At 67.5% G+C, this 26,274-nt stretch carries 25 protein-coding genes, 1 tRNA gene and 1 pseudogene; 18 read left to right on the top strand and 9 right to left on the bottom strand.

All coding sequences use genetic code 11. From position 1 onward, the window contains the following. The first annotated feature begins 11 nt into the window (after window positions 1-11). From AC07UH_RS19370 to AC07UH_RS19420, 11 genes and pseudogenes are all read left to right on the top strand, one after another. On the top strand, window positions 12-419 hold the full coding sequence (locus AC07UH_RS19370; protein WP_495181825.1) for a phage major tail protein, TP901-1 family: 408 nt from the start codon (window positions 12-14) through the stop codon (window positions 417-419). Then, window positions 416-730, top strand: coding sequence for a gene transfer agent family protein (locus AC07UH_RS19375; RefSeq protein WP_495181826.1), 315 nt, complete (start codon window positions 416-418; stop codon window positions 728-730). Before AC07UH_RS19370 ends, AC07UH_RS19375 begins: the two co-directional genes overlap by 4 nt. After that, window positions 727-927 (top strand): phage tail assembly chaperone, encoded by a 201-nt coding sequence (locus AC07UH_RS19380; RefSeq protein WP_495181827.1) that lies wholly within the window; start codon window positions 727-729, stop codon window positions 925-927. The genes AC07UH_RS19375 and AC07UH_RS19380 overlap by 4 nt, the downstream gene beginning before the upstream one ends. Beyond that, on the top strand, window positions 920-1,525 hold the full coding sequence (locus AC07UH_RS19385; RefSeq protein WP_495181828.1) for a tail tape measure protein: 606 nt from the start codon (window positions 920-922) through the stop codon (window positions 1,523-1,525). Before AC07UH_RS19380 ends, AC07UH_RS19385 begins: the two co-directional genes overlap by 8 nt. Window positions 1,526-1,769: 244 nt before the next feature. After that, a pseudogene (locus tag AC07UH_RS19390) lies at window positions 1,770-4,037 on the top strand (DUF2460 domain-containing protein). Then, window positions 4,034-4,831 (top strand): phage/gene transfer agent baseplate hub protein, encoded by a 798-nt coding sequence (locus tag AC07UH_RS19395; RefSeq protein WP_495181829.1) that lies wholly within the window; start codon window positions 4,034-4,036, stop codon window positions 4,829-4,831. Before AC07UH_RS19390 ends, AC07UH_RS19395 begins: the two are co-directional and overlap by 4 nt. Next, window positions 4,824-5,219 (top strand): peptidoglycan endopeptidase, encoded by a 396-nt coding sequence (locus AC07UH_RS19400; protein ID WP_495181830.1) that lies wholly within the window; start codon window positions 4,824-4,826, stop codon window positions 5,217-5,219. Before AC07UH_RS19395 ends, AC07UH_RS19400 begins: the two co-directional genes overlap by 8 nt. Next, complete coding sequence (locus AC07UH_RS19405; protein ID WP_495181831.1) at window positions 5,219-7,384, top strand: phage tail protein; 2,166 nt, start codon at window positions 5,219-5,221, stop codon at window positions 7,382-7,384. The genes AC07UH_RS19400 and AC07UH_RS19405 overlap by 1 nt, the downstream gene beginning before the upstream one ends. After that, window positions 7,381-7,884, top strand: a complete 504-nt coding sequence (locus AC07UH_RS19410; RefSeq protein WP_495181832.1) for a DUF2793 domain-containing protein — start codon at window positions 7,381-7,383, stop codon at window positions 7,882-7,884. The genes AC07UH_RS19405 and AC07UH_RS19410 overlap by 4 nt, the downstream gene beginning before the upstream one ends. 114 nt (window positions 7,885-7,998) lie before the next feature. Continuing rightward, complete coding sequence (locus AC07UH_RS19415; protein WP_495181833.1) at window positions 7,999-9,120, top strand: OmpA family protein; 1,122 nt, start codon at window positions 7,999-8,001, stop codon at window positions 9,118-9,120. A gap of 203 nt (window positions 9,121-9,323) precedes the next feature. Then, a complete protein-coding gene (locus tag AC07UH_RS19420; protein WP_495181834.1) occupies window positions 9,324-10,625 on the top strand; it encodes a UDP-glucose dehydrogenase family protein in 1,302 nt (433 codons plus the stop codon). Here the strand turns inward: AC07UH_RS19420 and ygfZ are convergent. Continuing rightward, entirely contained in the window at window positions 10,604-11,329 is a 726-nt protein-coding gene (gene ygfZ / locus AC07UH_RS19425; protein WP_495181835.1) for a CAF17-like 4Fe-4S cluster assembly/insertion protein YgfZ, read from the bottom strand. The genes AC07UH_RS19420 and ygfZ overlap by 22 nt on opposite strands. 70 nt (window positions 11,330-11,399) lie before the next feature. On the opposite strand from ygfZ, the gene pyrC reads away from it, so the two are divergent. Then, window positions 11,400-12,437 (top strand): dihydroorotase, encoded by a 1,038-nt coding sequence (gene pyrC / locus AC07UH_RS19430; RefSeq protein ID WP_495181836.1) that lies wholly within the window; start codon window positions 11,400-11,402, stop codon window positions 12,435-12,437. A 19-nt stretch (window positions 12,438-12,456) separates the two neighbouring features. On the opposite strand, the gene AC07UH_RS19435 is transcribed toward pyrC, so the two are convergent. Further along, entirely contained in the window at window positions 12,457-13,206 is a 750-nt protein-coding gene (locus AC07UH_RS19435; RefSeq protein ID WP_038665227.1) for a DUF1134 domain-containing protein, read from the bottom strand. Window positions 13,207-13,368: 162 nt separating this feature from the next. Between AC07UH_RS19435 and AC07UH_RS19440 the strand changes: the two genes are divergently transcribed. Together AC07UH_RS19440 and AC07UH_RS19445 are read left to right on the top strand one after the other, a co-directional pair. Then, window positions 13,369-13,458 (top strand) — tRNA-Ser (locus AC07UH_RS19440). 232 nt (window positions 13,459-13,690) lie between these two features. Then, a complete protein-coding gene (locus AC07UH_RS19445) occupies window positions 13,691-14,800 on the top strand; it encodes a hypothetical protein (protein WP_495181837.1) in 1,110 nt (369 codons plus the stop codon). Between the two features lie 103 nt (window positions 14,801-14,903). Here the strand turns inward: AC07UH_RS19445 and AC07UH_RS19450 are convergent, their stop codons facing one another. The 7 genes from AC07UH_RS19450 to AC07UH_RS19480 all read right to left on the bottom strand — a co-directional run bounded on the left by AC07UH_RS19450 (window position 14,904) and on the right by AC07UH_RS19480 (window position 20,987). Next, window positions 14,904-15,368, bottom strand: coding sequence for a hypothetical protein (locus tag AC07UH_RS19450; RefSeq protein ID WP_495181838.1), 465 nt, complete (start codon window positions 15,366-15,368; stop codon window positions 14,904-14,906). Continuing rightward, on the bottom strand, window positions 15,365-15,700 hold the full coding sequence (locus AC07UH_RS19455; RefSeq protein WP_495181839.1) for a hypothetical protein: 336 nt from the start codon (window positions 15,698-15,700) through the stop codon (window positions 15,365-15,367). The genes AC07UH_RS19450 and AC07UH_RS19455 overlap by 4 nt, the downstream gene beginning before the upstream one ends. A gap of 289 nt (window positions 15,701-15,989) precedes the next feature. Continuing rightward, the gene (locus AC07UH_RS19460; RefSeq protein ID WP_495181840.1) at window positions 15,990-17,606 is read right to left on the bottom strand and encodes a recombinase family protein; all 1,617 of its coding nucleotides are present in this window, start codon (window positions 17,604-17,606) and stop codon (window positions 15,990-15,992) included. After that, entirely contained in the window at window positions 17,599-18,207 is a 609-nt protein-coding gene (locus AC07UH_RS19465; protein ID WP_495181841.1) for a DUF2924 domain-containing protein, read from the bottom strand. Before AC07UH_RS19465 ends, AC07UH_RS19460 begins: the two co-directional genes overlap by 8 nt. Next, the gene (locus AC07UH_RS19470) at window positions 18,204-19,712 is read right to left on the bottom strand and encodes an ADP-ribosylglycohydrolase family protein (protein WP_495181842.1); all 1,509 of its coding nucleotides are present in this window, start codon (window positions 19,710-19,712) and stop codon (window positions 18,204-18,206) included. The genes AC07UH_RS19465 and AC07UH_RS19470 overlap by 4 nt, the downstream gene beginning before the upstream one ends. Next, window positions 19,699-20,406, bottom strand: a complete 708-nt coding sequence (locus AC07UH_RS19475; protein WP_495181843.1) for an NUDIX hydrolase — start codon at window positions 20,404-20,406, stop codon at window positions 19,699-19,701. Before AC07UH_RS19475 ends, AC07UH_RS19470 begins: the two co-directional genes overlap by 14 nt. 53 nt (window positions 20,407-20,459) lie before the next feature. After that, window positions 20,460-20,987 carry a hypothetical protein gene (locus AC07UH_RS19480; protein WP_495181844.1) on the bottom strand — a complete coding sequence of 176 codons (528 nt, stop codon included), beginning with the start codon at window positions 20,985-20,987 and terminating at the stop codon, window positions 20,460-20,462. Between the two features lie 188 nt (window positions 20,988-21,175). Between AC07UH_RS19480 and AC07UH_RS19485 the strand changes: the two genes are divergently transcribed. The 4 genes from AC07UH_RS19485 to AC07UH_RS19500 all read left to right on the top strand — a co-directional run bounded on the left by AC07UH_RS19485 (window position 21,176) and on the right by AC07UH_RS19500 (window position 26,077). After that, window positions 21,176-22,078, top strand: a complete 903-nt coding sequence (locus AC07UH_RS19485) for a tyrosine-type recombinase/integrase (RefSeq protein ID WP_495181845.1) — start codon at window positions 21,176-21,178, stop codon at window positions 22,076-22,078. A 7-nt stretch (window positions 22,079-22,085) separates the two neighbouring features. Further along, a complete protein-coding gene (locus AC07UH_RS19490; protein WP_495181846.1) occupies window positions 22,086-23,279 on the top strand; it encodes an IS91 family transposase in 1,194 nt (397 codons plus the stop codon). A gap of 625 nt (window positions 23,280-23,904) precedes the next feature. Continuing rightward, window positions 23,905-24,909 carry a nucleoid-associated protein gene (locus AC07UH_RS19495; RefSeq protein WP_495189942.1) on the top strand — a complete coding sequence of 335 codons (1,005 nt, stop codon included), beginning with the start codon at window positions 23,905-23,907 and terminating at the stop codon, window positions 24,907-24,909. After that, window positions 24,902-26,077: a hypothetical protein gene (locus AC07UH_RS19500; RefSeq protein WP_495181848.1), complete on the top strand. Its 1,176-nt coding sequence runs from the start codon at window positions 24,902-24,904 to the stop codon at window positions 26,075-26,077. The genes AC07UH_RS19495 and AC07UH_RS19500 overlap by 8 nt, the downstream gene beginning before the upstream one ends. The last annotated feature ends 197 nt before the right edge of the window (window positions 26,078-26,274 follow it).

Consider the following 26,274-nt stretch of genomic DNA (forward strand, 5'->3'; position numbering starts at 1 on the left):
GGAGACGGGCGATGGCGGTGGAATGGGGCAGTGCGTTCCTGCTCAAGGTCGGCGACGGCGCGGCGGTGCCGACGTTCGCGACGGTGGCGGGGCTGCGTACGACGCAATTGAGCGTCAACGGCGAAGCGGTGGTGGTGACCAACAAGGATTCGGGCGGCTGGCGGCAATTGCTGTCGGGCGCCGGGGTGCGCAGCGTCAGCGTGTCGGGCGCGGGGGTGTTCACCGGCTCCGCCGCCGAGGCGCGGATCAAGGCGAGCGCGCTCGCGGGGACGATCGACGATTACCGGCTGAGCTTCGAGAGCGGCGACGCGATGACCGGGCGCTTCCTGGTGACCAAGCTGGACTATGCCGGCGATTTCAACGGCGAACGATCCTATACGCTGAGCCTGGAGAGTTCCGGCCCGGTGGTGGCGTCGTGAGCGCCGCGGCGAACCCGGCGCGCGGCGAATGCGCGCTGCGCGTCGACGGCTGCGCGCTGGTGCTGCGGCCGTCGTTCCAGGCGTTGGTCGCGGCGGAGCAGGAGCTGGGCTCGCTGTTCGACCTCGTCGTGCGCGCGACCGACGGCAAGCTGCGTATCGGCGAGCTGGTGGCGTTGTTCTGGCACTGCCTGCGCGAACTGCCCGAGGGGATGACGCGCGAGACGCTGGGCGAGGCGCTGATCGGGGTCGGGCTGGCCAAGCTGACGCCGGTGCTGCGCGACCTGCTCCACCAGATACTGGCGGGGCGGTGAGCGACTTCGCGGCCGGAGCGGTGCGGCTGGCGGGGTCTGCCGGGGCGGTGCTGGGGTGGAGCCCCGACGCCTTCTGGCGGGCGACGCCGGCCGAACTGGCGGCGGTGGTGGCGGCGGCGCGCGGCGGCGGTGCGGTGGCGACGCCGCCCGACGCCGCGACGCTGGCGGCGATGCGGGAGGCGTTTCCGGATGGATGAGGTGGAGCGGATGGTGGTCGGCGTTCACGCCGACACGGCAGGGTTCGCGCGCGAGGTCGAGGCGATGCGCGGGACGCTGGAAGGGGCGCTCGGCGCCGGCGCGGAGCGGGCGGGGCGGTCGATCGAGGGCGCGCTGCTGCGGGCGGTGCGGAGCGGCAAGTTCGGCTTCGAGGAGCTGAAGGGCGTCGCGCTGGCGGCGCTGGCGCAGATCGCCAAGGCGGCGCTGCATGCCGGGGTCGGGGCGGTGCTGGGGGGAGCGCGGGGCGGCGGGCTGCGCGAGGGTTCGCCGACGTCCGGCGGCGGCTGTTTCGGAACCGGGGTGCCGATCGCCTTGTCCGACCTGTTGCTCGGGCTGGGACTGCCCGGCCGGGCGACCGGCGGGCCGGTGGCACCGGGGCGCGGCTATGTCGTCGGCGAGCGCGGGCCGGAGCTGTTCGTGCCGACCGCGAGCGGGCGGGTCGAGGCGGCACCCGCGGCGGGCGCGCGCGACGTGCGGGTGACGATCCAGGTGCAGGCCGGGGCGGGGGTGGCGCCGGCGGCGATGGAACGGTCGAGCCGGCAGGTCGCGCGGGCAGTGCGCGCGGCGCTGGAGGAGTGATCGACGGTGGCGGGGGCGTGAGGAGTGTGTTCTCGCGAAGACGCCAAGACACGAAGACGCGAAGAGGACGGTCGTTCGGGCGCGCCACCTATCCCCCTTCGTCATCCCGGCGCAGGCCGGGACCCATGGTTGCGGGACGGGGGCGGTGGCGCGCTGATTTGGGCGTTGCGGGTCCATGGGTCCCGGCGTTCGCCGGGATGACGAAGGGGGCGTGGTCGCGTCGTCGATTCGATGGAGATCCGATATGGGATATTGGCTGTGCTCGCGGCGCGAGCAGCAGGTGGAGGGGGTCGTGTCACGGTTCGATCCGCGGTTCTGGACGGTCAATTTCCCGCGGCCGATGATGGCGGCGGTGACCACTCCCGCGGCGGATGCGATGCGGGTCGATGCGGTCTTCCAGACGCGGGCCGACCTTGCCGGGCTGATCTGGGAGGCGGAGGACCGGTTCGATCATCCGTTACTGCGCTATGACCCCGACCGCGATTTCCGCGGCTGCCGGTTGCGGTTCCGCTGGCGCTCGGCGGGGATCAAGGCGCTGGATGCGGTCAACGGGCCGACGTTGACGATCGAGGGACGCGATGCCGCGGGGGTGGCGCGGGCCTGGTACGTCAGGCTGTGGAATTATGCGGTGGGCACGCCCGAGGATGCGGTTGTCACGCTCGATTTCGCGCATCTGTCGGGCGGGTTCCGGCTGCCCGACGACGCGCAGCCGGTGTGGGCGGGGGATGTCGACCGGCTGTTCGTGTCGCTGGTCGCGCCCGATTACGATGGCAGCGCCGCGGCCCTGCCGGCGGCATGCGAGGGCTGGGTCGAACTGACCGGCGTCGTCTGCGAGGGGCCGGGGGCGGTGCTGGCGATCGGCGATGCGGTGCTGCCCGAACACGGCTTCGCGATCGCGAGCGGCTATGACGACAGCTACAATCTCACCCCGGCGCGGCTGCTGCGCAACGCGCTCCAGCTCGGCTATCGCGGCGCGATCACGCATTACGTCGGGATGAGCCATTATTTTCGGCTCGAGGCGCTCGACGGCGGCTTCTACGCGAGCCTGCTTGGCGGCGTGCTCAACGTCGCCTGCGCGGCGTGGCATCGCGACTTCGCCGCCCGCGCCGGGGCGTTCGGCTACGGCGTCATCTGGTCGCTGAGCTACGAGCTGTTCGACGCGCATTGCTGGAACGACTGGAAGCAGCGGGCCGCCGATGGCGCGCCGGCGCGGACGGGGTGGGAGCCGCCCTCGACGCTGCTGTCGCCGTCGCACGACGGGGCGATGGCCTATCTGCGGCAGGTCGCGGCGGCGTTCGTCGGTATCGGCGTCGGCGCGGGGCTGGCGCCGATGGTCCAAGTCGGCGAGCCGTGGTGGTGGACGATGGCGGACGGGCGGCCGTGCCTCTACGACGCGGCGGCGGTGGCGGCGTTCGCGCCGGTGGCGATCCCCTCGGTCCGTGGTGCGCTGAGCGAGGCGCAGCGGGCGACGCTGGATCGCGCGGGCGCGGCGCTGGCCCGCTCGACCGCGGCGCTGGTCGATGCGGTGAAGACGGCGTTTCCCGGGTGTCGCAGCCATCTGCTCACCTATCTGCCGACGGTGCTCGATGCCGCGGCGCCGGAACTGGCGCGGGCCAATCTGCCGCTCGGCTGGGCCTCGCCGGCGTTCGATGTGCTGCAGCTCGAGGATTACGACTGGGTCACCGCGGGCGACGCCGCGTCGACCGCGCGCGGCGTCGCGGCGGTGCAGGCACGGCTCGGCTATCCGCCGGCACGGCAGCAGTATCTCGCCGGCTTCGTGCTGCGCGGCGACTAGGCGGCGGCGCATTGGCCGCGGATCGAGGCGGCGGCGCTGGCGGCGCGGGCGCGCGGCGTCGCGGCGGTGGTGCTGTGGGCGCTGCCGCAGGTGATGCGCGACGGCTTCGTCCATTTCGAGGGGGAGGATGACGTGCAGGATTACGACGACGTGCTGTTCCCGATTGCACTGGGGCGCGAGGCGGCGGTGATCCCCGGCTTCGCGACGACGATCCTGACCGCCGCGGGCGGCGCCGAGCAGCGGAACGCCGGCTGGGCGGAGGCGCGCACCAGCTACGATGTCGGGCCGGGGGTGCGCAGCGAGGCGGATATCGCGACGCTGCTCGCCTTCTTCCGTGCGCGGATGGGGCCGGCGCGCGCGTTCCGGCTGCGCGACCCGTTCGATGCGGCCGGTGCCGACGAACCGCTCGGCAGCGGCGACGGCGTGCGGCGGCGGTTCGCGCTGGTGAAACATTAGGATGCGGCGACGCGGCGGATCGTGCGGCCGGTGGCGGACAGCGTGCGCGTCGCGGTGGACGGCGTCGCGACGCAGGGCTTCGGCGTCGAGGCGGGGGGCGTCGTGCTGCTCGACAGCGCACCGGCGGCGGGGGCGGTGGTGCGCGCGAGCTTCGCCTTCGAAGTCGTCGTCCGCTTCGCCGAGGACCGGTTGCGGGTGAGCCGCGCGACCTTCCTCGCCGGCGAGGCGGTGTCGGTGCCGCTGATCGAGGTGCGGCCATGAGCGCGCTGTCGTGCGTCGCCTTCTGCTGGCGGATCGAGCGGCGCGACGGGGTGGCGATCGGGCTGACCACGCACGACCGCGATCTCGTCGTCGACGGGCTGGTGCATCGTGCCGCGCCGGGGATGACACCTTCGGCGATCGAGCGCTCGGCGGGGCTCGAGGCCGATACGATGGACGTACGGGGCGCGCTGACCAGCGCGGCGATCGGCGAGGCGGACCTGCTCGCCGGGCGCTGGGACGGGGCGCGGGTGCGCGTGTTCGCGGTCGACTGGGAGACGGGGGCCTTGGTCGCCGAGCTGGGCGAGGGGCGGATCGGCGCGATCGAACTGGGTGAGGACGGTTTCACCGCCGAGCTGGCGGGGGCGAGCGCCTCGCTCGACCGGCCGGTGGTCGAGGAGACGTCGGCGGAATGTCGCGCCGAACTGGGCGATCGGCGCTGCCGCGTGGCGATGGCGGGGCGGCAGCGGTTCGTGCGCGTGGCGGCGGTGGCGGACCGGGTGGTGACGCTGGAGGCCGCCGAGCCGGTCGCGGGGGCCGATGCCGGCGGCTTGCTGCGCTGGTTCGGCGGCGCGAACGGCGGGCTGGTGCAGGCGATCGACGCGTCGGCGGGGGCGACCGTGACGCTGCGCGCCGCACCGGCCTTCGTGGTGGCGACGGGGGCGCTCGTCGAGCTGATCGAGGGGTGTGACAAGAGCTTCGCCACCTGCGCGGCGCGGTTCGGCAATGCCGCGAACTTCCGCGGCGAGCCGCATCTGCCGGGGGTCGACCTGCTGACCCGCTACCCCGGTGGGTGAGCGGGTCGCGGTGGCGGCGCTGGCGCTGGTCGGCGCGCCGTTCCGGCTGCACGGGCGCGACGCGGCGGGCGGGCTCGACTGTATCGGGGTGATCGCGGCGGCGCTGCGCGGCGCCGGGTGGGTGGGCGAGGTGCCGAGCGGCTATGCGTTGCGGGGCGGCGATCCCGCCGCGGTGATCGCACGGTTCGATGCGGTGCTGGCGCGGGGTGACGGTCGTGCCGCGGGTGATGTGCTGCTGTTCCGCGTCGGGCCGGGGCAGATCCATGGCGCGGTGCGGACAGGCGCCGGGATCGTCCATGCCGATGCGGGCCTGCGGCGGGTGGTCGCGCGGCCCGGGGTGCCGGACTGGCCGCGGCTGGGCGCCTGGCGGTACGAGGGGAGGGGCTGATGGCGACGCTGGTGCTGAGCACGGTCGGGCAGATGGTCGGCGGGCCGATCGGCGGTGCGGTCGGGGCGATCGTCGGGCAGGCGATCGACGGGCGGCTGTTCCGCGGCGCGGCCCGCGAGGGCCCGCGGCTGACCGAATTGGCGGTGCAGACGTCGAGCTATGGCACGGCGCTGCCCAAGGTGTTCGGAACGATGCGGGTCGCCGGCACGGTGATCTGGTCGACCGACCTGATCGAGACGCGCAGCAGCCAGCGCGGCGGCAAGGGGCAGCCGGGGACCAACAGCTACAGTTACGCCGCGAGCTTCGCGGTGGCGCTGTCGGCGCGGCCGATCCTGGCGGTGCGGCGGATCTGGGCGGAGGGCAAGCTGCTGCGCGGCGCGGCGGGGGACTGGAAGAGCCACACCGGATTCCGCCTCCACCTGGGGGGCGAGGATCAGCCGGTCGATCCGCTGATCGCCTCCGCGATGGGAACGACGCCCGCCTATCGCGGGCTCGCCTATGCGGTGTTCGAGGGGATGCAACTCGCCGATTTCGGCAATCGTATACCGTCGCTGACCTTCGAGGTGGTCGCCGATGCCGCGGCGGTGGGATGCGGCGACATCGCCGCGGCGCTCGCGCCCGAGGTGGCGGCGGCCGGCGGACTGCCGCTCGGCGGCTTCGCCGCGTCGGGGGCGAGCGTGCGCGGGGTGCTCGATACGCTCGCCATGCTCGATGGCGGCTGGTGGCGGACCGCGGGGGCGCGGCTGGTGCGGCAGAGCGATACCGGCGCGGCGCTGGGGATCGCGGATGCGGGCATGGCGGCGAGCGGGCGGATGGCGCGGCGGCGGCGGACGGTGGCGGCGCTGGCGAGCGTGCCGCGCGAGGTGGCGGTGGCGCATCACGATCCGGCGCGCGACTATCAGATCGGCGTGCAGCGCGTCCGCCGGCCCGGGGCCGGCGAGCGGATCGACCGGGTCGAGCTGCCCGCGGTGGTCGAGGCGGCGACCGCGAAGGGCATTGCGGCGGCGCTGGTCGCGCGCGGCGAGATCGAGCGGACGCGGCGGCAAGTGGCGCTCGGCGTCGAGGGGCTGGCCATCGCGCCGGGGGCGATCGTCGCGCTCGCCGACGAGCCGGGCCGCTGGCGGGTGGCGGCCAGCAGCGTGTCGGGGACGATGACGACGCTGACCCTCGTACCGGTCGGCGCGCCGGCGGTGGCGACCGGGGCGAGCAGCGGGCGGGTGGTAGCCGCACCGGACCGGACGGTCGGGCGGACATGGCTGATCGCGGCAGAGCTGCCCGGACTCGGCGACCGGCCGCTGAGCGCGCCGCGGGTGAGCGTGATCGCGGCTGGCGAGGGGGCGGGCTGGCGGCAGGTGGCGCTGCTCTACAGCCTCGACGACGGGGCGAGCTGGACCGCGGCGGGCGCGACCGCGGCGCCGGCGACGATCGGCCGGATCGAGACGCTGCCCGCGGCGGCGTCGGCGCTGCTGGGCGATCGGCGCAGCCGGCCGGTGGTGGCGCTGCGGCGAGACGACATGACGCTGGGCGACGCCGATGCGGCGAGCCTGGCGCGGGGCGGCAATCTCGCGCTGCTCGGCGACGAGCTCATCCAGTTCGCGCAGGCGGAGCCGTTGGGTGGCGGGCGCTGGGCGCTGACCGGCCTGTATCGCGGATTGCGCGGCACCGAGGCGGCGATCGGCACGCAGGCCGCCGGCGATCGGTTCGCCCTGATCGAGCCGGACGCGGTCGCGACGATCGACCTGCCGCTGGCGGCGATCGGACGACGGCTGCGGCTGCTCGCCAGCGGGGTAGGCGATCTCGATGCGCCGGCCGAGGCGGCGGTGGCGATCACCGGCGCCTCCGTCGCGCCGCCCGCGCCGGTCCATGCCGTCACCGAGACGCTGGGCGATGGCGGGCTGGCGATCCGCTGGACGCGGCGCAGCCGTGGCGGCTGGATCTGGTCCGACGGTGTCGACGCGCCGCTGGTCGAAGAGGCGGAGGCCTATCGGCTGACGCTCACCACCGCGGACGGCATGCGGCGGGTGATCGAGACGGCGGCACCGTATCTGCGCCTCGCCGCAAGCGAGCGGCCGCCGGCGGGGACGACGATCGCGATCGTCCAGCAGGGCGCGCTGGCCGCATCGCAGCCGACACGCATTCTCTTTGTGGAAGGAGCAGGACGATGACCGATCAGATGAGCGCGCGGCTGGCGCTGCCGTTGCTCGCCGCGGGGCAGGCCGGCAAGGAACTGACGCACAACGAGGCGCTGACCCGGCTCGACATGCTGGTGCAGCCGGCGGTGATCGGCATCGGCGGCAACACGCCGCCGCAAGCGCCGCAGCCGGGGCAATGCTGGATCGTCGGCACAACGCCGACCGATGCTTGGGCCGGGCATGGCGATGCGCTGGCCGGCTGGAGCGGCGGCGGCTGGCGATTCGTCGTTCCCGCCGAGGGCTTCGCGGTGTGGAACGCCGCCGCGGGGCAGCCGGTCGTCTATCGCGACGGGCGCTGGCGCGACGGCGAGGTGGTCGCCGGCCGGATCGTCATCGGCGGCGTCGCCGTCGTCGGTCCGCGCGGCGGCGCGCTCGCCGATCCCGATGGCGGCACCGTGGTGGACGCCGTGGCGCGAAAAACTTTGACAGGGATTCTCAATGCTTTGCGCCAACATGGTCTGATCGCGGGATGAAATTGGGTGTGGCATCCTTGCAACAGGTCCGACCTTTTGCATTCTTGCGTGGAAACCAACCGTCGGATAGTGAGTTTGCCCTGTCCGTAGTGACACTCAAGAAAGGGGACTCCTATGCGGAAGCTTGCCGTCGTACTGGCACTGGCATCCACCGCGCTCGCCACTCCCGCCCTCGCCCGCGACAAGTCGTGGTACGTTGGCGTCGAAGGCGGCGCGATGATCGTCGAAGACATCGATTATGACATCGGTGCAACCTCCAAGGCGGCTACGGTCGACCACAATTACGGCTATGACGTCGATGGCGTCATCGGCTACGATTTCGGCGGGTTCCGCGTCGAAACCGAAGTCGGCTACCGTTCGGCGACCGTCGACGGCTACAGCTCGACGCTGACCACCCCGGCGTACACCTCGACCGGCGCGCTGGTCTCGGTTCCGCAGGGCACCTATGACTATGCCGGTGGCAAGACCTCGGCGCTCAGCTTCATGCTGAACGGCCTGCTCGACTTCGGCGACGACGACGGCATCCAGGGCTTCGTCGGCGGCGGTGTCGGTGTGGCTCGCGTCAAGGCGAACTACGGCCTGAACAACCGCGGCAACTTCGTCGACGACTCCGACACCGTGTTCGCATGGCAGGGTCTCGCCGGCGTCCGCGCTCCGCTGACCGACCATATCGACGCGACGCTGAAGTATCGTTTCTTCAACGCCGACAACGTCAAGCTGGTCGATGCGACGAACCGTCAGTTCGACGGCCGTTTCCGTTCGCACAGCATCCTCGGTGGCGTGACGTACAACTTCGGTTCGCCGACCCCGCCGCCGCCGCCGCCCCCGCCGCCGCCGCCGCCCCCGCCCCCGCCGCCCCCGGCGCCGGTTGCAGAGGCTCCGGTCTGCTCGCCTGGTCCGTTCATCGTGTTCTTCGAATGGGACAAGTCGGACGTTACGCCTGAGGCCGCGTCGATCCTCGACAACGCCGTCAGCCAGTACCAGAGCTGCGGTAACGCGCAGGTCATGCTGGCCGGCCACGCCGATAAGTCGGGTTCGGCCAAGTACAACGTCGGCCTGTCGCAGCGCCGCGCGGACTCGGTGAAGGCGTATCTCACGTCGCACGCCATCCCCGCCGGTGTCATCTCGACGGAAGCGTTCGGTGAGAGCCGTCCGCGCGTCGACACCGCCGATGGTGTTCGCGAAGTGCAGAACCGTCGCGTGGAAGTCACCTACGGCCCGGGCGCCGGTCAGTAAGACCAGCTCCTACCGCAGGAATGCAAATCGGGAGGTCGGCGCGAGCCGGCCTCCCTTTTTGTATGTCGGCGATGCGGCGACCGCGACGCCGTTGCTTCACGGTTGCGCGCGGACGACTGTTCGTAGCAGCGGGAAGACTGGCAATCGGCGGGCGTTCGGCTAGAGAGCGGCGGGGTTCATCCCATCCGCCAAGAGGGTAATCGATGCGCATCACGATGATCGGTTCGGGCTATGTCGGCCTGGTGTCCGGGGCCTGTTTCGCCGATTTCGGCCATGACGTGATCTGCGTCGACAAGGACGAAGGCAAGATCGCCGCGCTCGAGGCGGGGCGGATGCCGATCTACGAACCGGGGCTGGAGGCCTTGGTGGCGACCAACGTCGCGGCCGGCCGGTTGACCTTCACCACCGATCTCGCCGCCTCGGTGGCCGGTGCGGATGCGATCTTCATCGCGGTGGGGACGCCGTCGCGTCGCGGCGACGGCCATGCCGATCTCAGCTATGTCTTCGCGGCCACCGAGGAGATCGCCGCGGCGGTGACCGGTCCAACGGTCGTCGTGACCAAGTCGACCGTGCCGGTCGGCACCGGCGACAAGGTCGAGGCGATCCTGCGCGAGAAGCGGCCCGACGTCGCGGTCGCCGTCGTCTCCAATCCCGAATTCCTGCGCGAAGGCGCCGCGATCGGCGACTTCAAGCGCCCCGACCGGATCGTCATCGGCACCGACGACGAGGCGGCACGCAAGGTGATGCGCGGCGTATATCGGCCGCTGTATCTCAACGAGTCGCCGATCCTGTTCACCGGGCGGCGAACGTCCGAGCTGATCAAATATGCGGCGAATGCGTTCCTTGCGACCAAGATCACCTTCATCAACGAGATCGCCGACCTCTGCGAGGCGGTGGGCGCGAACGTCCAGGACGTCAGCCGCGGCATCGGTCTCGACAATCGCATCGGCGCCAAGTTCCTCCATGCCGGTCCCGGCTATGGCGGGTCGTGCTTCCCCAAGGACACGCTCGCGCTGCTCAAGACCGCCGAGGATTTCGAAAGCCCGGTCCATATCGTCGAGGCGGTGGTCAAGGTGAACGACAGCCGCAAGCGGGCGATGGGGCGCAAGGTGCTGCACGCGCTGGGCGACGGTCCGAAGGGCAAGACGGTCGCCTTGCTCGGCCTGACGTTCAAACCCAATACCGACGACATGCGCGACGCGCCGTCGATCGCAATCGCACAGGCGCTGCGCGACGCCGGCGTGACGGTACGCGCCTATGATCCCGAGGGGATCGAGCCGGCGCGGCGGATGATGCCCGAGCTGACCTATTGCAAGGACGCCTATGAGGCGGCGGCCGGCGCGGATGCGGTGGTGATCGTGACCGAATGGGATGCGTTCCGCGCGCTCGATCTGCCCAAGCTCGCGTCGATCATGACTGCGCCGGTGCTGGTCGACCTGCGCAACGTCTATCGTCGCGACGATGTCGAAGGGGCGGGGTTCGCCTATACCGCGGTCGGGCGCTGATCCTCGGCGAGCGCTGCGGCCAGCCAGTCGGGGCGCAGCGCATCGCCGATCGCCTCGACCCGGCGATGCTCGATCATCAGGCCGAGATCGGGATAGGTCGCGCGGGTGCGATCACCCGCTTCACCGAGCGGGGCGACGACCAGGCGGCGGTTGACCTTGGCGCGATGGTGCATCCGCGCGGTATTCTCCTGGCCGATATAGCAGCCCTTGGTGAAGCTGACGCCGTTGAGTTCGCGGGCGTTGCATTCGAGCCACAGGGTCTCGCCGCTGCCGAGCTCGCCGACGCCCTCGACGACGCCGAGCGACAGACGGTACGCCTGCCAGCCGGTCGCCGCCGCGGTGGCGGGCGCGATCCAGCGCCAGCCGAGGTGCGCGAGGCGCGGATCGGGAACGCCCCGGCCGGGTTCGCGCGACCAATGGACCGCGAGGCCATCGTCGCGCGCGATCGTGATCGCCCGGCGTAGCCGGTAGAGGCCGAGGCGCCGGACCAACGCGTCGACCTGCCCGGCTTCGGCGTCGAGCAACAGGTCGTCGCCATCCGCCCAGACGATGAAGTCGAACAGCGCCTTGCCCTGCGGGGTGAGGAGCGCGGTCCAGACCGGCAGCGCGCCGATCACGTCGTTGGTGACCAGCCCCTGGAGAAAGCCGCGGACGTCGTCCCCGCTGAGGCGGACGAGCGCGCGATCGGAAAGGGTGGTGTTCATCCGTCTTACCTAGTGTCCGATCGGGCGTCATCAAGCTGGCGGCGTCGGCCCGTCGCCGATAGGGAGGGGCATGACCGATCGCCTGACCATCCGCCGCCCCGACGACTGGCACGTCCATCTGCGCGACGGCGCGATGCTGACCGCGGTCGCGCAGCACACCGCGCGCCAGTTCGCGCGCGCGATCGTCATGCCCAATCTGACCCCGCCGGTGACCGATCTGGCGGCGGCGGCGGCGTATCGCGAGCGGATCATGGCGGCGCTGGGCGAGGGGGCGGACTTCACGCCACTGATGACCTGCTATCTCACGGACGGCGCCGATGCCGGGATGATCGCGGAGGGCTATGCCGCCGGCCTGTTCGCGGCGTGCAAATTATACCCTGCGCATGCGACGACCAATTCCGCCCACGGCGTCACCGACATCCGCCGGCTGACGACCGTGCTCGAGACGCTGCAGCGGATCGGCATGCCGCTGTTGATCCACGGCGAGGTCACCGATCGCAGCATCGATATCTTCGATCGCGAGGCGGTGTTCGTCGAGCGCGTGCTGACACCGCTGACCCGCGACTATCCCGCGCTCAAGATCGTGCTCGAACATATCACCACTGCCGAGGCGGCGGCGTTCGTCGCCGAGGCGGCGCATCCGATCGCGGCGACGATCACGCCGCAGCATCTGCTGATCAACCGCAACGCGATCTTCGACGGCGGCCTGCGCCCGCACGCTTATTGCCTCCCCGTCGCCAAGCGCGAATCGCACCGGCTGGCGGTGCGGCGTGCGGCGGTCTCGGGCAGCCCGCGCTTCTTCCTCGGCACCGACAGCGCGCCGCATGTCGTCGGCGCGAAGGAATCGGGATGCGGCTGCGCCGGCATCTTCAACGCGCCTTATGCGCTGGAGGCCTATCTGCGCGTCTTCGACGAAGAGGGCGCGCTCGACCGGTTCGAAGGCTTCGCCGCCGAACATGGTGCGCGCTTCTATGGCCTGCCGCTCAACAGCGGTACGGTGACGCTGGTCCGCGCGCCCGTCACCGTCCCCGATCGGATCGGCACCGGGGAGACCGCGGTCGTGCCGTTCATGGCCGGCGAGACGATCGGCTGGCGGCTGGACGTCTGAGCCGCCGGCCGCCGCCCGATCAGAAGGGCATCCAGCGTGCCTTGCGCGTGATCTTCATATAGCCGACGTTGACACCGGCGCGATAACCGACGCCGAGCCGGATCGGGATCAATACGATATTGCCGCGGCGCAGATAGGTCGCGGCGAAACCACCGACGAAATACAGCCGCCCCTCGGCCGCGGGAAAGCGGTGGAACAGATCCGCGGTGTCATAGAGATTGTAGACCAGCACGAACACCTTGTTGGCATCGCCGCCGGCGTCGAAGCCGATCGACGGGCCGGTCCAATAGACCGGCTGCTGGCCCTCGACCTTGTGGCTCATGATCCCCGAGCCGTAGCGTAAGCCTACCACGAACGCGCCCGCCGCCTCGCGCCCGGCGATATAGGCGTTGGGCTGGCCCTGTTCCTTCAGCACCTTCTCCAGCAGACCGGCGAGCCCCGCCGCGCCCTTGCCGAACACGCCTTCGCCCGCGGCGAGCAGGTCGTCGCGCTGATAGGTGTCGGCGGCGCGATTGACCGCTTCGACCCTTGCCTCCTCCGGCACCGCGGCGGCCGGCGGGGCGGACGGGGCGAAGCCCGGCTGCGGGGTGTCGTCCCGCGCGGCCGGCGGATCGGCGCGTCGCGGCGCCGATTGGGCGGGCGTACGCGCAGGGGCGGAAGTGGCGAGGTCGCCGTCGATCGCACGATTGGGATCGATCGTCGTCATCTGCGCCGGCGCACTCGCCGCCAGCAGGCTCGCCGCCGCCATGGAAAACCCGAACACACGCATGCCAACCCCCTCGGACAACCCGATGCGCGCGAGGTTAACCATCGTCGCGCTTGCCGGGCAATGAACGAATGGCGGGATGCCGCGAAATTCCGTCGGATCGCACGACCAAGCGCGGTTGATCCGCCCGCCCACCGCCGCTATAGCGCCCACTCTGCCGCATCCGGAGACGTGGGTGAGTGGCTGAAACCAACGCTTTGCTAAAGCGTCGTACGGGAAACCGTACCGAGGGTTCGAATCCCTCCGTCTCCGCCAAGTCGTCCTAGCCGGGACGTTCATACCTTAAATTTTTGTTGATTTAGCAGGGTCTTAGGCTTGCTGTTGTGCGTCTATAGACGCGCTATCAGCGGGTGTCTGCCGATTGCCCTGTATCGGCGTCTCGGCGCCCGTTTTACGCATTTCACAGGTGATTTGTACGGCTCGGCGTCTTAAATTGACGGAGCATAAAAAAGGGCTGCCATATGCGATGCCCTCGGGAGCTAGCAGCGTGCGCTACAGCGAGGGTTTCTGCCGCATTCCGATCGCGGCGTTGCACCGGGCATATGACTCCGGCGCCGGCACGATCATTTGGCGGGACGAAGCAGGTCGCGTCATTGGTGGGGCGGAGGTCAGGTCGAGATTCGATGATGTCCTGCGCGTCGCGTTCCAGATTTCCGAGCCGAACGTCGAGGAACCTTTCAGCGGGGAAGAGGCAATCCACTTTATCTGGAAGCGTGCTGGGATGCACCGCCAGGAGCCTTATGCGATCTGCTCGGGCTGCGATCGGCCCGTGAAGCACTTGATCGCAAAAGCGGAGCGATGGCGGTGCCGGAGTTGTCATGGTCTCGTCAATCGCACCAGCCTTATCCGCTACAATGCAAGGCTTACTGAGAAGGTTGCTCGGTTAGAGGCCGAGGTTGGTCGCGGACGCCCCAGAGGGATGCACAACGCTACATATCAACGTTTGCAGGCGCAGCTTGCCGAGTGTCGGGAGCGACTTGGCGACGACGCGCTTCATGCGGATAGTCGTTTTGAAAGAGTGATAACTGCTCATGTTGCCAGTCAATCGAAGAGTAAGGGGATGGGGGATGCGCCCCAAGAAGCTCTGCATACAAAAAATCAGTTATTCCAAAAGCGTCTGATATTGTTCCTCAATGAGCACTTTATAGCAAAAGCGGCGGAGGTTGTTAATAGAGATACGAACGCTTTATGGTCGAGTAACTGCGACTTGCTTCCCGGAGCTATCACGCTATCGGCGGGGTTGCGTCCACTGGTGCTCGCTGAAGTGGAGGAGTTTGTCGAAGAAGCGGCAGTATCGCGGGCGCCCCAGACCATTGTCGAGGTGCGGTACCTTGGCGATGAGCGACTGCTGTTTGCCTATTCGGAAATAGGGAAGCCGCTGCCACCGTGCTCGGGGCACCTCGACACGGATGCCAGCGTCATCCGCTTCACGTTCCGTGGATCGGTCGAGGAGGAACCAGTGGTGCGGGTGCTGATCGATGATCAATTGGCAGTGCTGCAAGACCAGGTGGCTCGCCAGCATGAGGCGTTGGCGCGGTACCATCGAGCATTACCCACCGAAGCAAGACGGTATCTCGCATTCCGCAGACAGTCTTAGATTCAGACATGTATCGCGCGGTGCAAGGGCGCCAAGCCGCGGGAATGATGAAGTCGATGCCGTGAGGAGGACGCGTGGGCTCCGCCCTCACGGCGAATGCCGTCTATCCGTGGTGCGGTGATTTGACGATGGTCATTTTCTCCTCTGGCGCTGAGCACGTCACCAGGACTGAACCATCGGTCGCGTTAAACCGCACAATCCGCATGCCGGCGCTGTCGACGATGTTGATCGGGGTACCAAATTGATCGGCAATGGTGCGGATCTCACGATTACATTCCTCAAAGCTCATCGCGCGATCTGCCGTTTCCAGGCCTGCCGAACTGAGCGAGACGTCGCTGGCCGACGTATCCGTTGTTGCAGGCGGCGCGGCGGGTATCATGCCAATCAGAAAGATCAGGCCGAACAGTCCAGCAGGAATGATGGTGCGCTTTTTGGCATACCATGGTCGGGTGGCTCGGTCTTGACGGCGCTTGAGATGCCAGGCTTTGCTTCCCGGCTGATCAAGGCCCAGGTCTGCTACATATTGGTCCCATGCCTCGCTGCCGGGTTCGGGTTCAAAGCCGCTCATCGTGCGGTCAGCCCTACGCAGCGGCGCCACTTCATTCCGGGCACGCCAAGGGCGCTATGGCGCGATTCGATCAGACTGCCATTGCCTTCGGGATAAATGGAGAAGGATTTCACAACCCCGCCATAGCCATTGCGAAACTGAGCAACTCGTGCGCCGTCTGCACGCTCTATCACACGCATGTGGTTGGCATGTTCAAAGCAGGCGGCGACCTCTTGCGGGGGCGAGGCACTATGAAACACCTCGTCGGCATCCTTGGCGAGAATCGCGTTCGTTGATGTGCAACCTGCCATGGCCAACCCACATGCGGGTATCAAAAGTTTCAGTAAATTCATGGTGGCACTCCCCTGTTGCGGGGCGCCTCGTACAGCTTCGCCGATGGTCGCCCCTATGTTCCTCTCGGGGCGACGGCCGAAGCCGGATGTTCGAAACCTGCAGGAGTCCAACAGGCGCATGCGCCTTTACCGGCAAGCCGGCTGGACATGCGCGCATGCCACCCGGCCCCTCGAAAGTGACCGGCTGACTCCTTGAAGAGGTTTCGAAGCCCCGCTCCCGCGTATTTCGGGAGCGGCACGGTGATCGTCTGACGTCTGTCGAGACGCAAGCAAAAACGACGCAAAAGCGTCAGTTTTGTGCGGCGAACAAGACTCGCTGCGTGGACCAATCGGCCGAGAGCGGCAGCATCTCGGTGAGACGGTTAAGCGTCAGCCAGGGCGGTTGGCGGCCTTCGACGATCCGGGTGACAAGATCAGGCGCAAGGACACCAGCACCGATATGCTGCCTGATATAAGCCGATGTCACCCCAGAGGCCTGCGCGACACCTTGGATGGACGTCTGCCGTCCGCTGGTCAGCTCGGCCAGCCAGCCGCGGGCTTGCGCGACAAGGGCGATGAGGCTGTTATCGGGCTTCGGGTTGCTATGGCCTGGAACGACCAGGCTCAGTCGTGCCTTGGCGCGGCCCAGGGTCGCGGGCGTAATGATGCAGCCATTCGCCTCCGGGATACCCAGCGCCGCCAAATGTAAGGTGGTTGTAACGCCAGCTTCGGTGACATCGATCCGGGCGACAAGCTCGCGCACCAGTGGATCGGTCGACTCACGGTCGTTGCGATCTAGCGTCGCAGCCAGCGTTGCGCCCTTAGCGAAAAGCTTTGGCGACACACGGTCCAGGCTGGGCAGCGCAGTGGCAAGCCGGGCAGGGGAGGCAAGCGTATCGCGCAGCTCACCAAGGACAAGGCTGTCGAGGTCAGTCGACGGGACCCGGGTCATGGCGGAGGCATAGTAGCAATAGCGCCGGTTGGCCTTGCCGGTATGGGTCGCGGTCATTCGCTGGCCAGCAGCATCGTGGACGAGCCCTGACAGGATCAGGCCGGACCCCGCCGAGGGTGTTCCTCGTGCTTTGCGACGGTTGGTGTCGAGTAGCTGCTGGACAGCGTCGAAAAGGTTGGCGGCAACGATCCGCTGATGCTGCCCGGGGAAGCGCTTGCCCTTGTGGCCGATTTCGCCGGCATAGATGGGGTTGGCAAGGATGCTGTAGAGCGAACCACGACCGAGCTTGGTGCCCCCCGTGGTTCTGCCATGGGCGGAGGTGCGGCATTTGGAGCGGATGCCGGCCTTGTCGGCAGCCTCGACGACGGCGTCGACGTTGCGGTGTTTGAGGTACAGTCGAAAGAGAGCACGCACCTGCTCTGCTTCGGGGGCGTTGATGATGAGCAGGCGGTCGACAACATCATAGCCAAGCGGCACGGCACCACCCATCCACATGCCCTTTGCCTTTGAAGCGGCAATCTTGTCGCGGATGCGCTTACCTGTCACCTCGCGTTCGAACTGTGCGAAGCTCAACAGCACGTTGAGGGTCAGGCGGCCCATGCTGGTGGTGGTATTGAAGGCCTGGGTCACGCTGACGAATGAGACTTTTCGTGCATCGAAGCGATCGACCATGCGGGCAAAGTCTGACAGCGCCCGGGTCAGCCGGTCGACCTTGTAGACGACGACGGTGTCAATGAGCCCGGCTTCGACGTCGGCAAGCAGTGCCTTGAGCCCTGGTCGCTCCATGCTGCCTCCGGAAAAGCCGCCGTCATCATATGCTGTTGAGACAAGCTGCCAGCCTTCATGCTTCTGGCTTGCGATATAGGCCTCGCACGCCTCCCGCTGCGCATGCAGCGAATTAAACGATTGCTCGAGGCCTTCCTCGCTCGACTTGCGCGTATAGATCGCGCAGCGGATCGCCTTCGGCTCAACCATGGCGGCGGGGCTTTGGCGGATAGGTGCGACGCTTCCTCAAGCCGAAGAAGAGCAAGCCATTCCAGTGCGTGCCGGTGATATGCTTGGCGATGGCCGACAGCGAGCTGAACAGCTCGCCTTGATAGCGAAAGCCGGCCTCCTCGACCAAGACAACATGGTTGCGGCCGCCATGTGCCTTGATGAGTTGGCTACCTGGCAGCAGCTGGCTTGCTGCTGGGGGAAGGGCGGCAGTGCGACCATTAGATGTTGGTGCGGGCGGCTTGAGTGAGGAAGGCGCAGCGCGAGTCGTGGGCGCTATGGCGTGATCACCATCGGCAGTCGTCGTACGGGCCAAGTCCCCGTCAGCGCCCTGCGACGAATCACCTGACACCGGGTTACCGCCGCGTCGCGCCAGGGCGTGCTCGGCAGCAAGCTGAAGGTCATGCGCAACGGCAGGAGAAACATCGCCATGCCGCAAGACCTGCTCCCGCCAGGCGATTGCCTGCTCCACCAGGCTCGGCAGCCGCTGAGGCGGTGGGCAGCCGAACACCGCCTGCCAGCGAGCGGCATTGCTCGATGAGCCGTTAGTCGACGGCGGTGGTAACGGCGCTGTCTTGCTCATGCTCTTTCGCTCACTGCGATAAGGCGGTCAGCAGCTTGGCGGATCCGGTCGCGCCAAGCCAGGCGTTGCAGCCATGACTGAGGGATGGTGCTGGCACCGTATAGTGCCCCGGCAAGCTGTCCGGTGATCGCGGCGGTGGTGTCGGCATCGTCGCCAAGGTTGGCAGCGAGCAACACCGCCTCGGCAAAACTGGTGGTGCGCCCTACGCACCACAGCGCCGCCTCGAGCGAATGTGCGACATAGCCTGAAGAGCGGACGTCGCAGCGCGACTTGCCGCGCCAACTGCCGGCCACGATGGCGGCAATGGCGGGCGCATCGCTGCTGCGCTGCGCCGCAAGAACATCGCGTCGTGCCATGCCGGATATGGCGTCGGCCAGTAGCTCGGCATAGGCGACGCAGCCGGCGACCGCTTCATGTGCCGCATGGGTGGTGCGGCTTTGCCGGGCCGCGATGTCGGCAAGGACCTGACGATCTTGCCAATGACGAATTGCAACCGGGGCCAGTCGCATCAACGATCCATTGCCCGCGCTCATCGGATCATCGCTGCCGGCATACGGTTCGAGATCGCGTTCAAAGCGGCCAAGCGCCTGCCGTGTCGTCACACCGATGTCGAAACAGCGGCCCGTGCAGCTATACTCACCCAGCCGCCACCAGCGGACAAAGCGGGTCATCAGGTCGCGGGCGTCGAAGCAAGGCCGTTCGTCGAGGCTGTCGGCAAGCGCTAGTGCCATGGCAGTGTCGTCGGTCCATTCGCCTGGGCGAAGTTTGAAGGGGCCGCCGCCAATCATGTCGGTCAGCACGGTACCGCTGTCACGCCGGGTAAACTCCAGCGTTGTCCCGAGCGCATCGCCAACCGCAAGCCCTAGCAACGCGCCAAGGCTGCGGTCGCGGATGCCGGCAGCCGAGCGATCTTGCCGCTCTTTTGACAGCGGCGTCAGCGCCAGCACATAAGCCTCCTGTGCCTTGGTCTCGACCGCACCCGGCCGTACCACGCGAACAGCCGCGAGCGCCGTTTCGGGCGACCAGCCAAGATCGATGAGCAGGCGAGCGGCGATCATACCAGCGCGGCCGAGGCCCCCCTTGCAATGCACCAGCACCTTGAACCCTGCGCGCAGCTGATCGCGAACGCCAGGTCCGCTGAGCCTCCATGCCTCTTCGAACGCGGCGCCCGGCACGGACACATCGCGGATAGGAAGGTGGTGCCAGGCCATTGCGGCAGCCCTCACTGCCGGCCCCAAGCCAGCAACGCCCAGGGCGCCAAGTTCGTCATCTTCCACCAGCGTGATGACACTTGCCGCGCCCCAATCGGCTACTGCCGCAACGTCGAGGCCAAGATCGCGCGCCCATGCGCCGGTCGCGCTGTGCGGCTGCTGTTTGCCGGGACAGAAGGTGATGCCGACGCTGCCAAGACCTGGGCCTGCTGCGACAGTCGCAATCTGGAGGGGATGTGACACGCTGGTGCGCGCATCAGCTGCTCGGCTACGCATGGGCTTAGTCTGCGGCATGTTCGCTCCTCCTTGCGCGATAAAGTTCGGCCGGGCGAAAGCCCTTGCCGGTTTCCATGTCCCCGGTCGCCTCGAGGCGGCCGCTCTCGATGAGCCGCTTGCGAAACGCCGGCTTGTTCAGTGTCTGCCCGCGAATGGCCTCGTGGAGCGCCTGCAACTCGCGCAGCGAGAACGTGTCTGGGAGCAGTCCGAACGCCCAGCCATCGCGGTCGAGGTCACGGCGTAGATCCGACAGCGCGCGCGCAAGGATGTCGCCATGGTCAAAGGGTAGCGCGGTGCGGCGCCCAGCTGCGTTGCGGACGGTGTCGCCGGTGACGGCGAGTAGCTCACTTGCCGCAGCCGAGGCGGTGGCCGCCGTCATGGTCTCGGCATCGACCACGGCCATGTAGCCGATGCTGACGATGCGCATGCGGGGATCGCGGTCGACCGCACCAAAGGCCTGGAACTGCCGCACCGGCGTGTTGAGGCCGGCTTTGTCGCGTAACGCCCGCTGCGCCGCTGCGCCCAGTTCCTCCTGGGCATGCACAAAGGTGCCAGGCAGGGCCAGCCGCCCGCGCGCCGGGTGTTCGGTACGCTTTGTCAGCAAAACGTGAAGCGCGCCGGTGTGAAAGGTGAGGGAGACGACGTCTACCGCCACCGCCAAAGGCGGGAAGGCGGCGGGATCATAGCTGGCAAGGAAGGTTGCATCATCCATAACAATGCCGGTTAGACGTCTACTGCATATACGTCAATGACGCATAAGATTGCTTAGTATGTTCGAATTTTCGCCCGAACCCGTTCAGCCAGTGCATCATCATATGCCGAGACCGTGATCTGGAACTGACGCAGTGGCTTCTCAATCCGTATCAATTCGGCCCGAACTTCACGGGCAAACTCCCGCCCATCCTGATCCGGAAGGATCGTTTGGAGATGCAAGGCATGCTTGGTGACACGCCCACGAAACGCGAACTGAAAGTCTGTCTCTGGCTGCGACTGCAAAAGCTCCTTGCTGCCTGTGAAGGGCACATGAGCGCTCGCCCGGTGGCCTTTCGCGTGTTCCCCGTTCTGCACATAGGCGATTTGCGCTTCATCTATGGTGATGCTTCGCAGGGGGGCCAGTTGCACGGGACACAGAGTAAAACGGCGCCGCAAGCGCTTAAATAGCGGTCCCCGGGTGAGCGTATCATCGCATGCGAGCTCCAAAGCGCATGCTTCGTGCAATGACGCCTCCAAGGTATCCCAGAACCGCTTCAAGCGTCGTCCGCCGCTAAATAGCTTGATGATTGAGCCCGTCATCGCGCTGGCATAGGGGGCGGAGGAAGCCAATCGCAAGCGGACGGTAGACGCGTTTTGGTGGTAGCACGAACCCGCTGCGCGGGAGGTCGTGTGGGGCGAGGTTGAGGTGACATCGCGGGTGTAGCGCGTCGGTTGAGCGCTACGCGCCACAGGCAGAGCATCGGGGCTCCACAACAAGGAGTTTTGCCATGACGACCCTCATTCCCATCGCCGTCAGCCCGTTGCGCCAGCGCCTCATCGACGAGATGCAGATGCGTCGGTTCGGCCGCGAGACGCAGCGCAACTACATTCTCGACGTCGGCCGGTTTGCCACGTTCCTGGGCAGGCCGCCCGACACGGCGACGGCCGAGGAGGTGCGTCGCTTCCAGGTCGAGCAGCGCGACCTGGGAGTGCCGGTGCCGACCATGAACAGCATGGTGTCGGCGTTGCGGTTCTTCTTCACGCAGGCGCTCGACCGGCCGGACCTGGCACGCCGGCTGGTGCGCACGGGGCACGCCCGCAAGCTGCCCGTGGTGCTGAGCCAGGACGAGGTGGCGCGGCTGCTGGCGGCCACCACCTGCCTCAAGCATCAGGCGGCGCTGTCGGTCGCCTACGGCTCGGGCCTGCGCGCGTCGGAGGTGACGGCGCTGAAGGTGCGCGACATCGACAGCGAGCGGATGCTGCTCCGGGTCGAGCGCGGCAAGGGCGGGCAGTACCGCAACGCCATGCTGCCGGCAGGCCTGCTCACCTTGCTGCGCGCGTGGTGGAAGGCCGGGCGGCAGCTGGGCGTCATGCACCCGGACGGCTGGCTGTTCCCCGGCCAGCACTACCTCAAGCCGCTGAGCGCCCGGCAGCTGCACCGCGTCGTCGTCGAGGCGGGCCGGGCCGCGGGTCTGGACAAGCGCATCGGACCCCACACGCTGCGGCACTGCTTCGCCACGCACCTGCTCGAGGACGGCGTCGACGTGCGCGTCATCCAGGCGCTGCTCGGCCATGCCCGGCTCGACACGACCGCCTTCTACACCAAGGTCGCGACTCGCACGATGCGCGCCGTGACCAGCCCGCTCGAGCGGCTGACGGCGAGCGCCCTCGAGGAGAGTCCGCCCGGCTGACCGGGCGTTGCGCGCCTCGCTCGAGGTCGCCGACATCTTCCGCGCCGCCGGTCCCGCATACCGGGCGGCGCGTGCCGGACACCTGAGCCTCGACCAGCTCAAGGTCATGTCGGCGATAGAGACCTGCCGCACCGCGGTCATGGGCGGGCACGTCGAGGCCTGCACCGACTGTGGGCACTGGCGGGTCGCCTACAACTCCTGCCGCAACCGGCACTGCCCGCGGTGCCAGGGCGCGGCCGCGCGCGCCTGGCTCGCCGAGCGCGAGGCCGACCTGCTGCCGGTCGGCTACTTCCACGTCGTGTTCACGCTGCCGGCCGAGGTCGCTCAGGTCGCGCTCCAGAACAAGGCGGCTCTCTACGGCCTGCTCTTCCAGGCGGCGTCGGAGACGATGACGACCATCGCTGCGGACCCGAAGCACCTCGGTGCCCGCATCGGCATCACGGCCGTGCTTCACACGTGGGGGTCGGCGATGACCCACCACCCGCACATCCACATGATTGTCCCAGGCGGCGGGTTGTCGGCGGACGGCAGCCGCTGGGTGTCGTCACGCCCGGCCTTTCTGCTGCCGGTGCGAGTGCTGGGCAAACTGCTTCGCCGCGTGTTCCTGACCCGGCTGATGGCGCTGCACGATGCCGGGCGGCTCGCCTTCTTCGGCAGCCTTGCGCATCTCGCCGACCGGCGCGCCTTCCTGCGGCACTTGGCGCCGGTCAGGAAGAAGCGCTGGGTCGTCTACGCCAAGCCGCCGTTCGCCGGACCCGAGACGGTGCTCGCCTACCTCTCGCGCTACACCCACCGCGTCGCGATCTCGAACAGCCGGCTGCTGCGCTTCGACCAGACCGGCGTCACCTTCCGCTACAAGGACTATCGCCGTGCCGGTGCCGAACGGCAGCAGGTCATGACCCTAGCCGCCGGCGAGTTCATCCGCCGCTTCCTGCTTCATGTCCTGCCCAAGGGCTTCCACCGCATCCGCCACTACGGCCTGCTCGCCGGCGCCACCCGCAAGACCACGCTCGACCACGTCCGCCGGCTGCTCGGCGTCGCACCGGCGCCCGCAAACGTTGCCGAGATTGAACCGCCGGATCTGCGCCCGCCATGCCCATGCTGCGGCGGGCACATGGTCGTCGTCGAGACCTTCGAACGTCGGCGCCAGCCTCGCGCGCCACCCGCCTCGGGACCTCTATCCGGGACACAGATACCATGACCCGGCATGGCTTGCTCGCCATCTACCCCGCAGCGCCAACAGTTGCGGAACCGGACGGGCATGTGCCGGTCTCCGCCGCAGGTGCCGTCGGGTCCCATGAAAGCCGGTCATCTACCGGTGAAAAGCTACTTCGCCGCTTGGATCCGGACGGTCTGCATCCACGACATCGCGCGCGCCCACCGTGGCACCCCGGCGCTTAGCCCGGCTGAACCCGAAAACCCCATAGCGCACCGGTTGAGGCCCGCGGGTTCGGGCTTCCAGGACTTTCGTACGCCTACCGGCGCCCGAAACTCTTCAGGACAACGGAATGGCCACTTTCGGCACCCGTTGGGCGGAAGCTGCCGTTTGTTCAGGCTTGGCCCGACGGCATCAAGGCGACCCATAACGGTTGCGCGAGCCTACCATCCGTCCAGTTTCGTACAGTCCGGTAGGTCGTCCCCAACCAGCGGGCGACCGGCGCGTGTCAGCGCTCGGCGTAAAACACTCGTCCGTCACGATGGGACAATCGACCCCCGTCGTTGCTTTGTGGTTATTTGAAGCCGTTGCGCTCGGCAACGCAAAGTTGCTAGTGTGTTCCGACAAAATGGTCTCTGCTAAGCGAGACATCGTGGCGGAGGAAATCGGCTTGAACGAGATTGTCGCATTAGCCGTTCACGACCTCGAGCGGAAGGATGGCGTCTACCAGATCAAGGCGGCGACGAAGACACTGCCGGTCAGTGACACCACGCAGCGTGTGGTCGACGAACTGAACGACCTCTACAACCGGCGGGCGTCGAAGAGCTACGGCAAGTTCACGGCCAGCGAGGGCTATCCCACGCAGGAGCAGATCCGAGACTACATCGGCGATCCGAAGAAGGATTTTCTTCGGTTGACGACGCGGATGATGGAGACGCTCCGTCAGCAGGCGCAGGCACGCACGGCGTCGACAGGCGGCCACGTTCTTTTCGAGCACTTCCGCCGCGACCAGAAGGACTTCCTCCTCGTCGCAATCGTATCAGACAAGCTGAGCGCGATCCTGAAGGCTCAGGACGAGATGGAGGACGTGAAGCATCTCGACCTCGAAGGCTTCCGTTTCGCCGGCCGCATCAACCTGACTGCTTGGGCCGCGGGTGCCGAGCGTTACATCAGCTTCCTCAAGGGGAAAGGCGACGTATCCGAATACTTTCGCCTTTTCCTCGGCTGCGACTCCGTCGTGGAGGCACGGGTGGACACGTCCAACCTGGTTACGGCGCTCAAGGAGTTTGTCACTGCCGAGAAGATGTCGGAGAAGGACGGCAACGAGTTCCTCGCTCGCGCCAAGGCCATCTGCGAGCGGTCGTCTAACAAGCGCGAGGAGCTCGAATTCGAGGCGCTGGCGAACGAACTGCTGCCGAACGATCCCAAGCGCCTGACCGATCATCTTGGGGACACCGACCGCGCACTGAGCGACCGGTTCGTGCCGGACAAGCGCTCGCTGGCCTCGCTCGTGCGCTTTAAGGGCGGGACCAAGCAGTGGAAGGTTGAGTTCGACCGCGACGCAGTGAGCAGCCGCGCGGTGATCTACGATCCGGAGGCAAACACCATCACCCTGACGGGACTGCCTGACGACCTGATCTCACAGCTGCAATCCGAAGGCCTGGGTCATGGCTGAGATCGGCTTCGCCGACCTCATCGTGATCTACCGCAATACCGTCTTCGACGGCGCCGGTGGTGGCGTCCTGCACGTGGCGAGCGACGCCGTGGCGGAGACGATCCGAACGATTGAAGCCGATGATGCGCTCTACGATCTCACACAGATCGCGCTCGTCGCTCCGGGAGCGGTCACGGTCGGGGATCACGTCGCGATCACGATCAGGGCGCCCAATCACAGACTCGGATTGCTCGTTCGCAATCTCGATGCGCTCTTCAACGCGCCCGATGCGTCGTGGAACGAGCCTCCGGCCTACTATGTAATCGACGAGCGTTTTGCTCGAGGCGACGCCGCCGTTCCAGTTGCGCTTGCCAGATACAGATCGCTGTTGACCGTTACCGCGGTGCTTCGTGAAGCTGCCAACTACGTCAGCGACCTGCAGCGTGAATTGGTCTTCATCGACGACGAGAAGACGGTCGTGCCCGTCATCTTCTCGTCTGCCGATCTCTCGGATGGCTTGGTAGAAAATGCCGCCAGACTGAGCCGCATCTTCGGCGAACCGCTGCACGGCGACGAGAAAACAGAGCTGGTGTCGGCCGCCGTAATCCAGTCGGTCCGCAGCATACGTCGTGCGGAACGGTTCCGCCATTTGATCAGCCACCTCGACGAGCTCTGCGACGAAGTAGAGAAAGGCTACAGGCTCTTCGTCTCCAGCTTCTCCTATTCCAAGATACGCAAGGAGATCGAGACGGCCCGCCTTGAGTACGTCGGCAAGATCCATAAGACCCTAGTCGACATACAGGGGCAGCTGCTCGGCATCCCCGTGGCCACCATCGTCGTCGCATCCCAGCTTAAGACCCCGGAGAGATGCGGCCTCGCCTTCTGGACGAACGCGGGCGTGGTGCTGGGAGCCTGGATCTTTGTTGGACTGCTATGGCTGGCGATCCGCAACCAACAGCACACGCTCACTGCCATCGAGAAGGAGATAAACGGTCAGAATTCGCGACTGGAGCGCGACTATGCAGCCGTCCGCGACGACTTCGTCGCCGTCTTCGATGATCTGTGCGGGCGGATCACATGGCACAGACGCGTGCTTTGGTTCGTCCTGGTCTTGGCGCTGAGCGGAGCGGCCGGAGCCACTTACGCATGGCTAAGATTGACCCCGTCCGCCTACACGGCGTGCCTGTGAGGCCGAGCCTCATGCGGCGACCGCTTCGATCGCGGCGGCGAACTCGGTAGCCGTCCGAAAGAATTTCCGTCCTCGGTGAGCAGCCACTGTGCGCCGATGCGGTAGCTTGCGACCAACTTAAGCCGTTCCACGGCAGGCGCGTGAGTGGCCGCTCCTGCCGGAACCCGCCATTCCTATCCCTTTGATCGGTCCGGCCG

The sequence above is a fragment of the Sphingomonas sp. GW821-FHT04B01 genome, assembly GCF_059420425.1.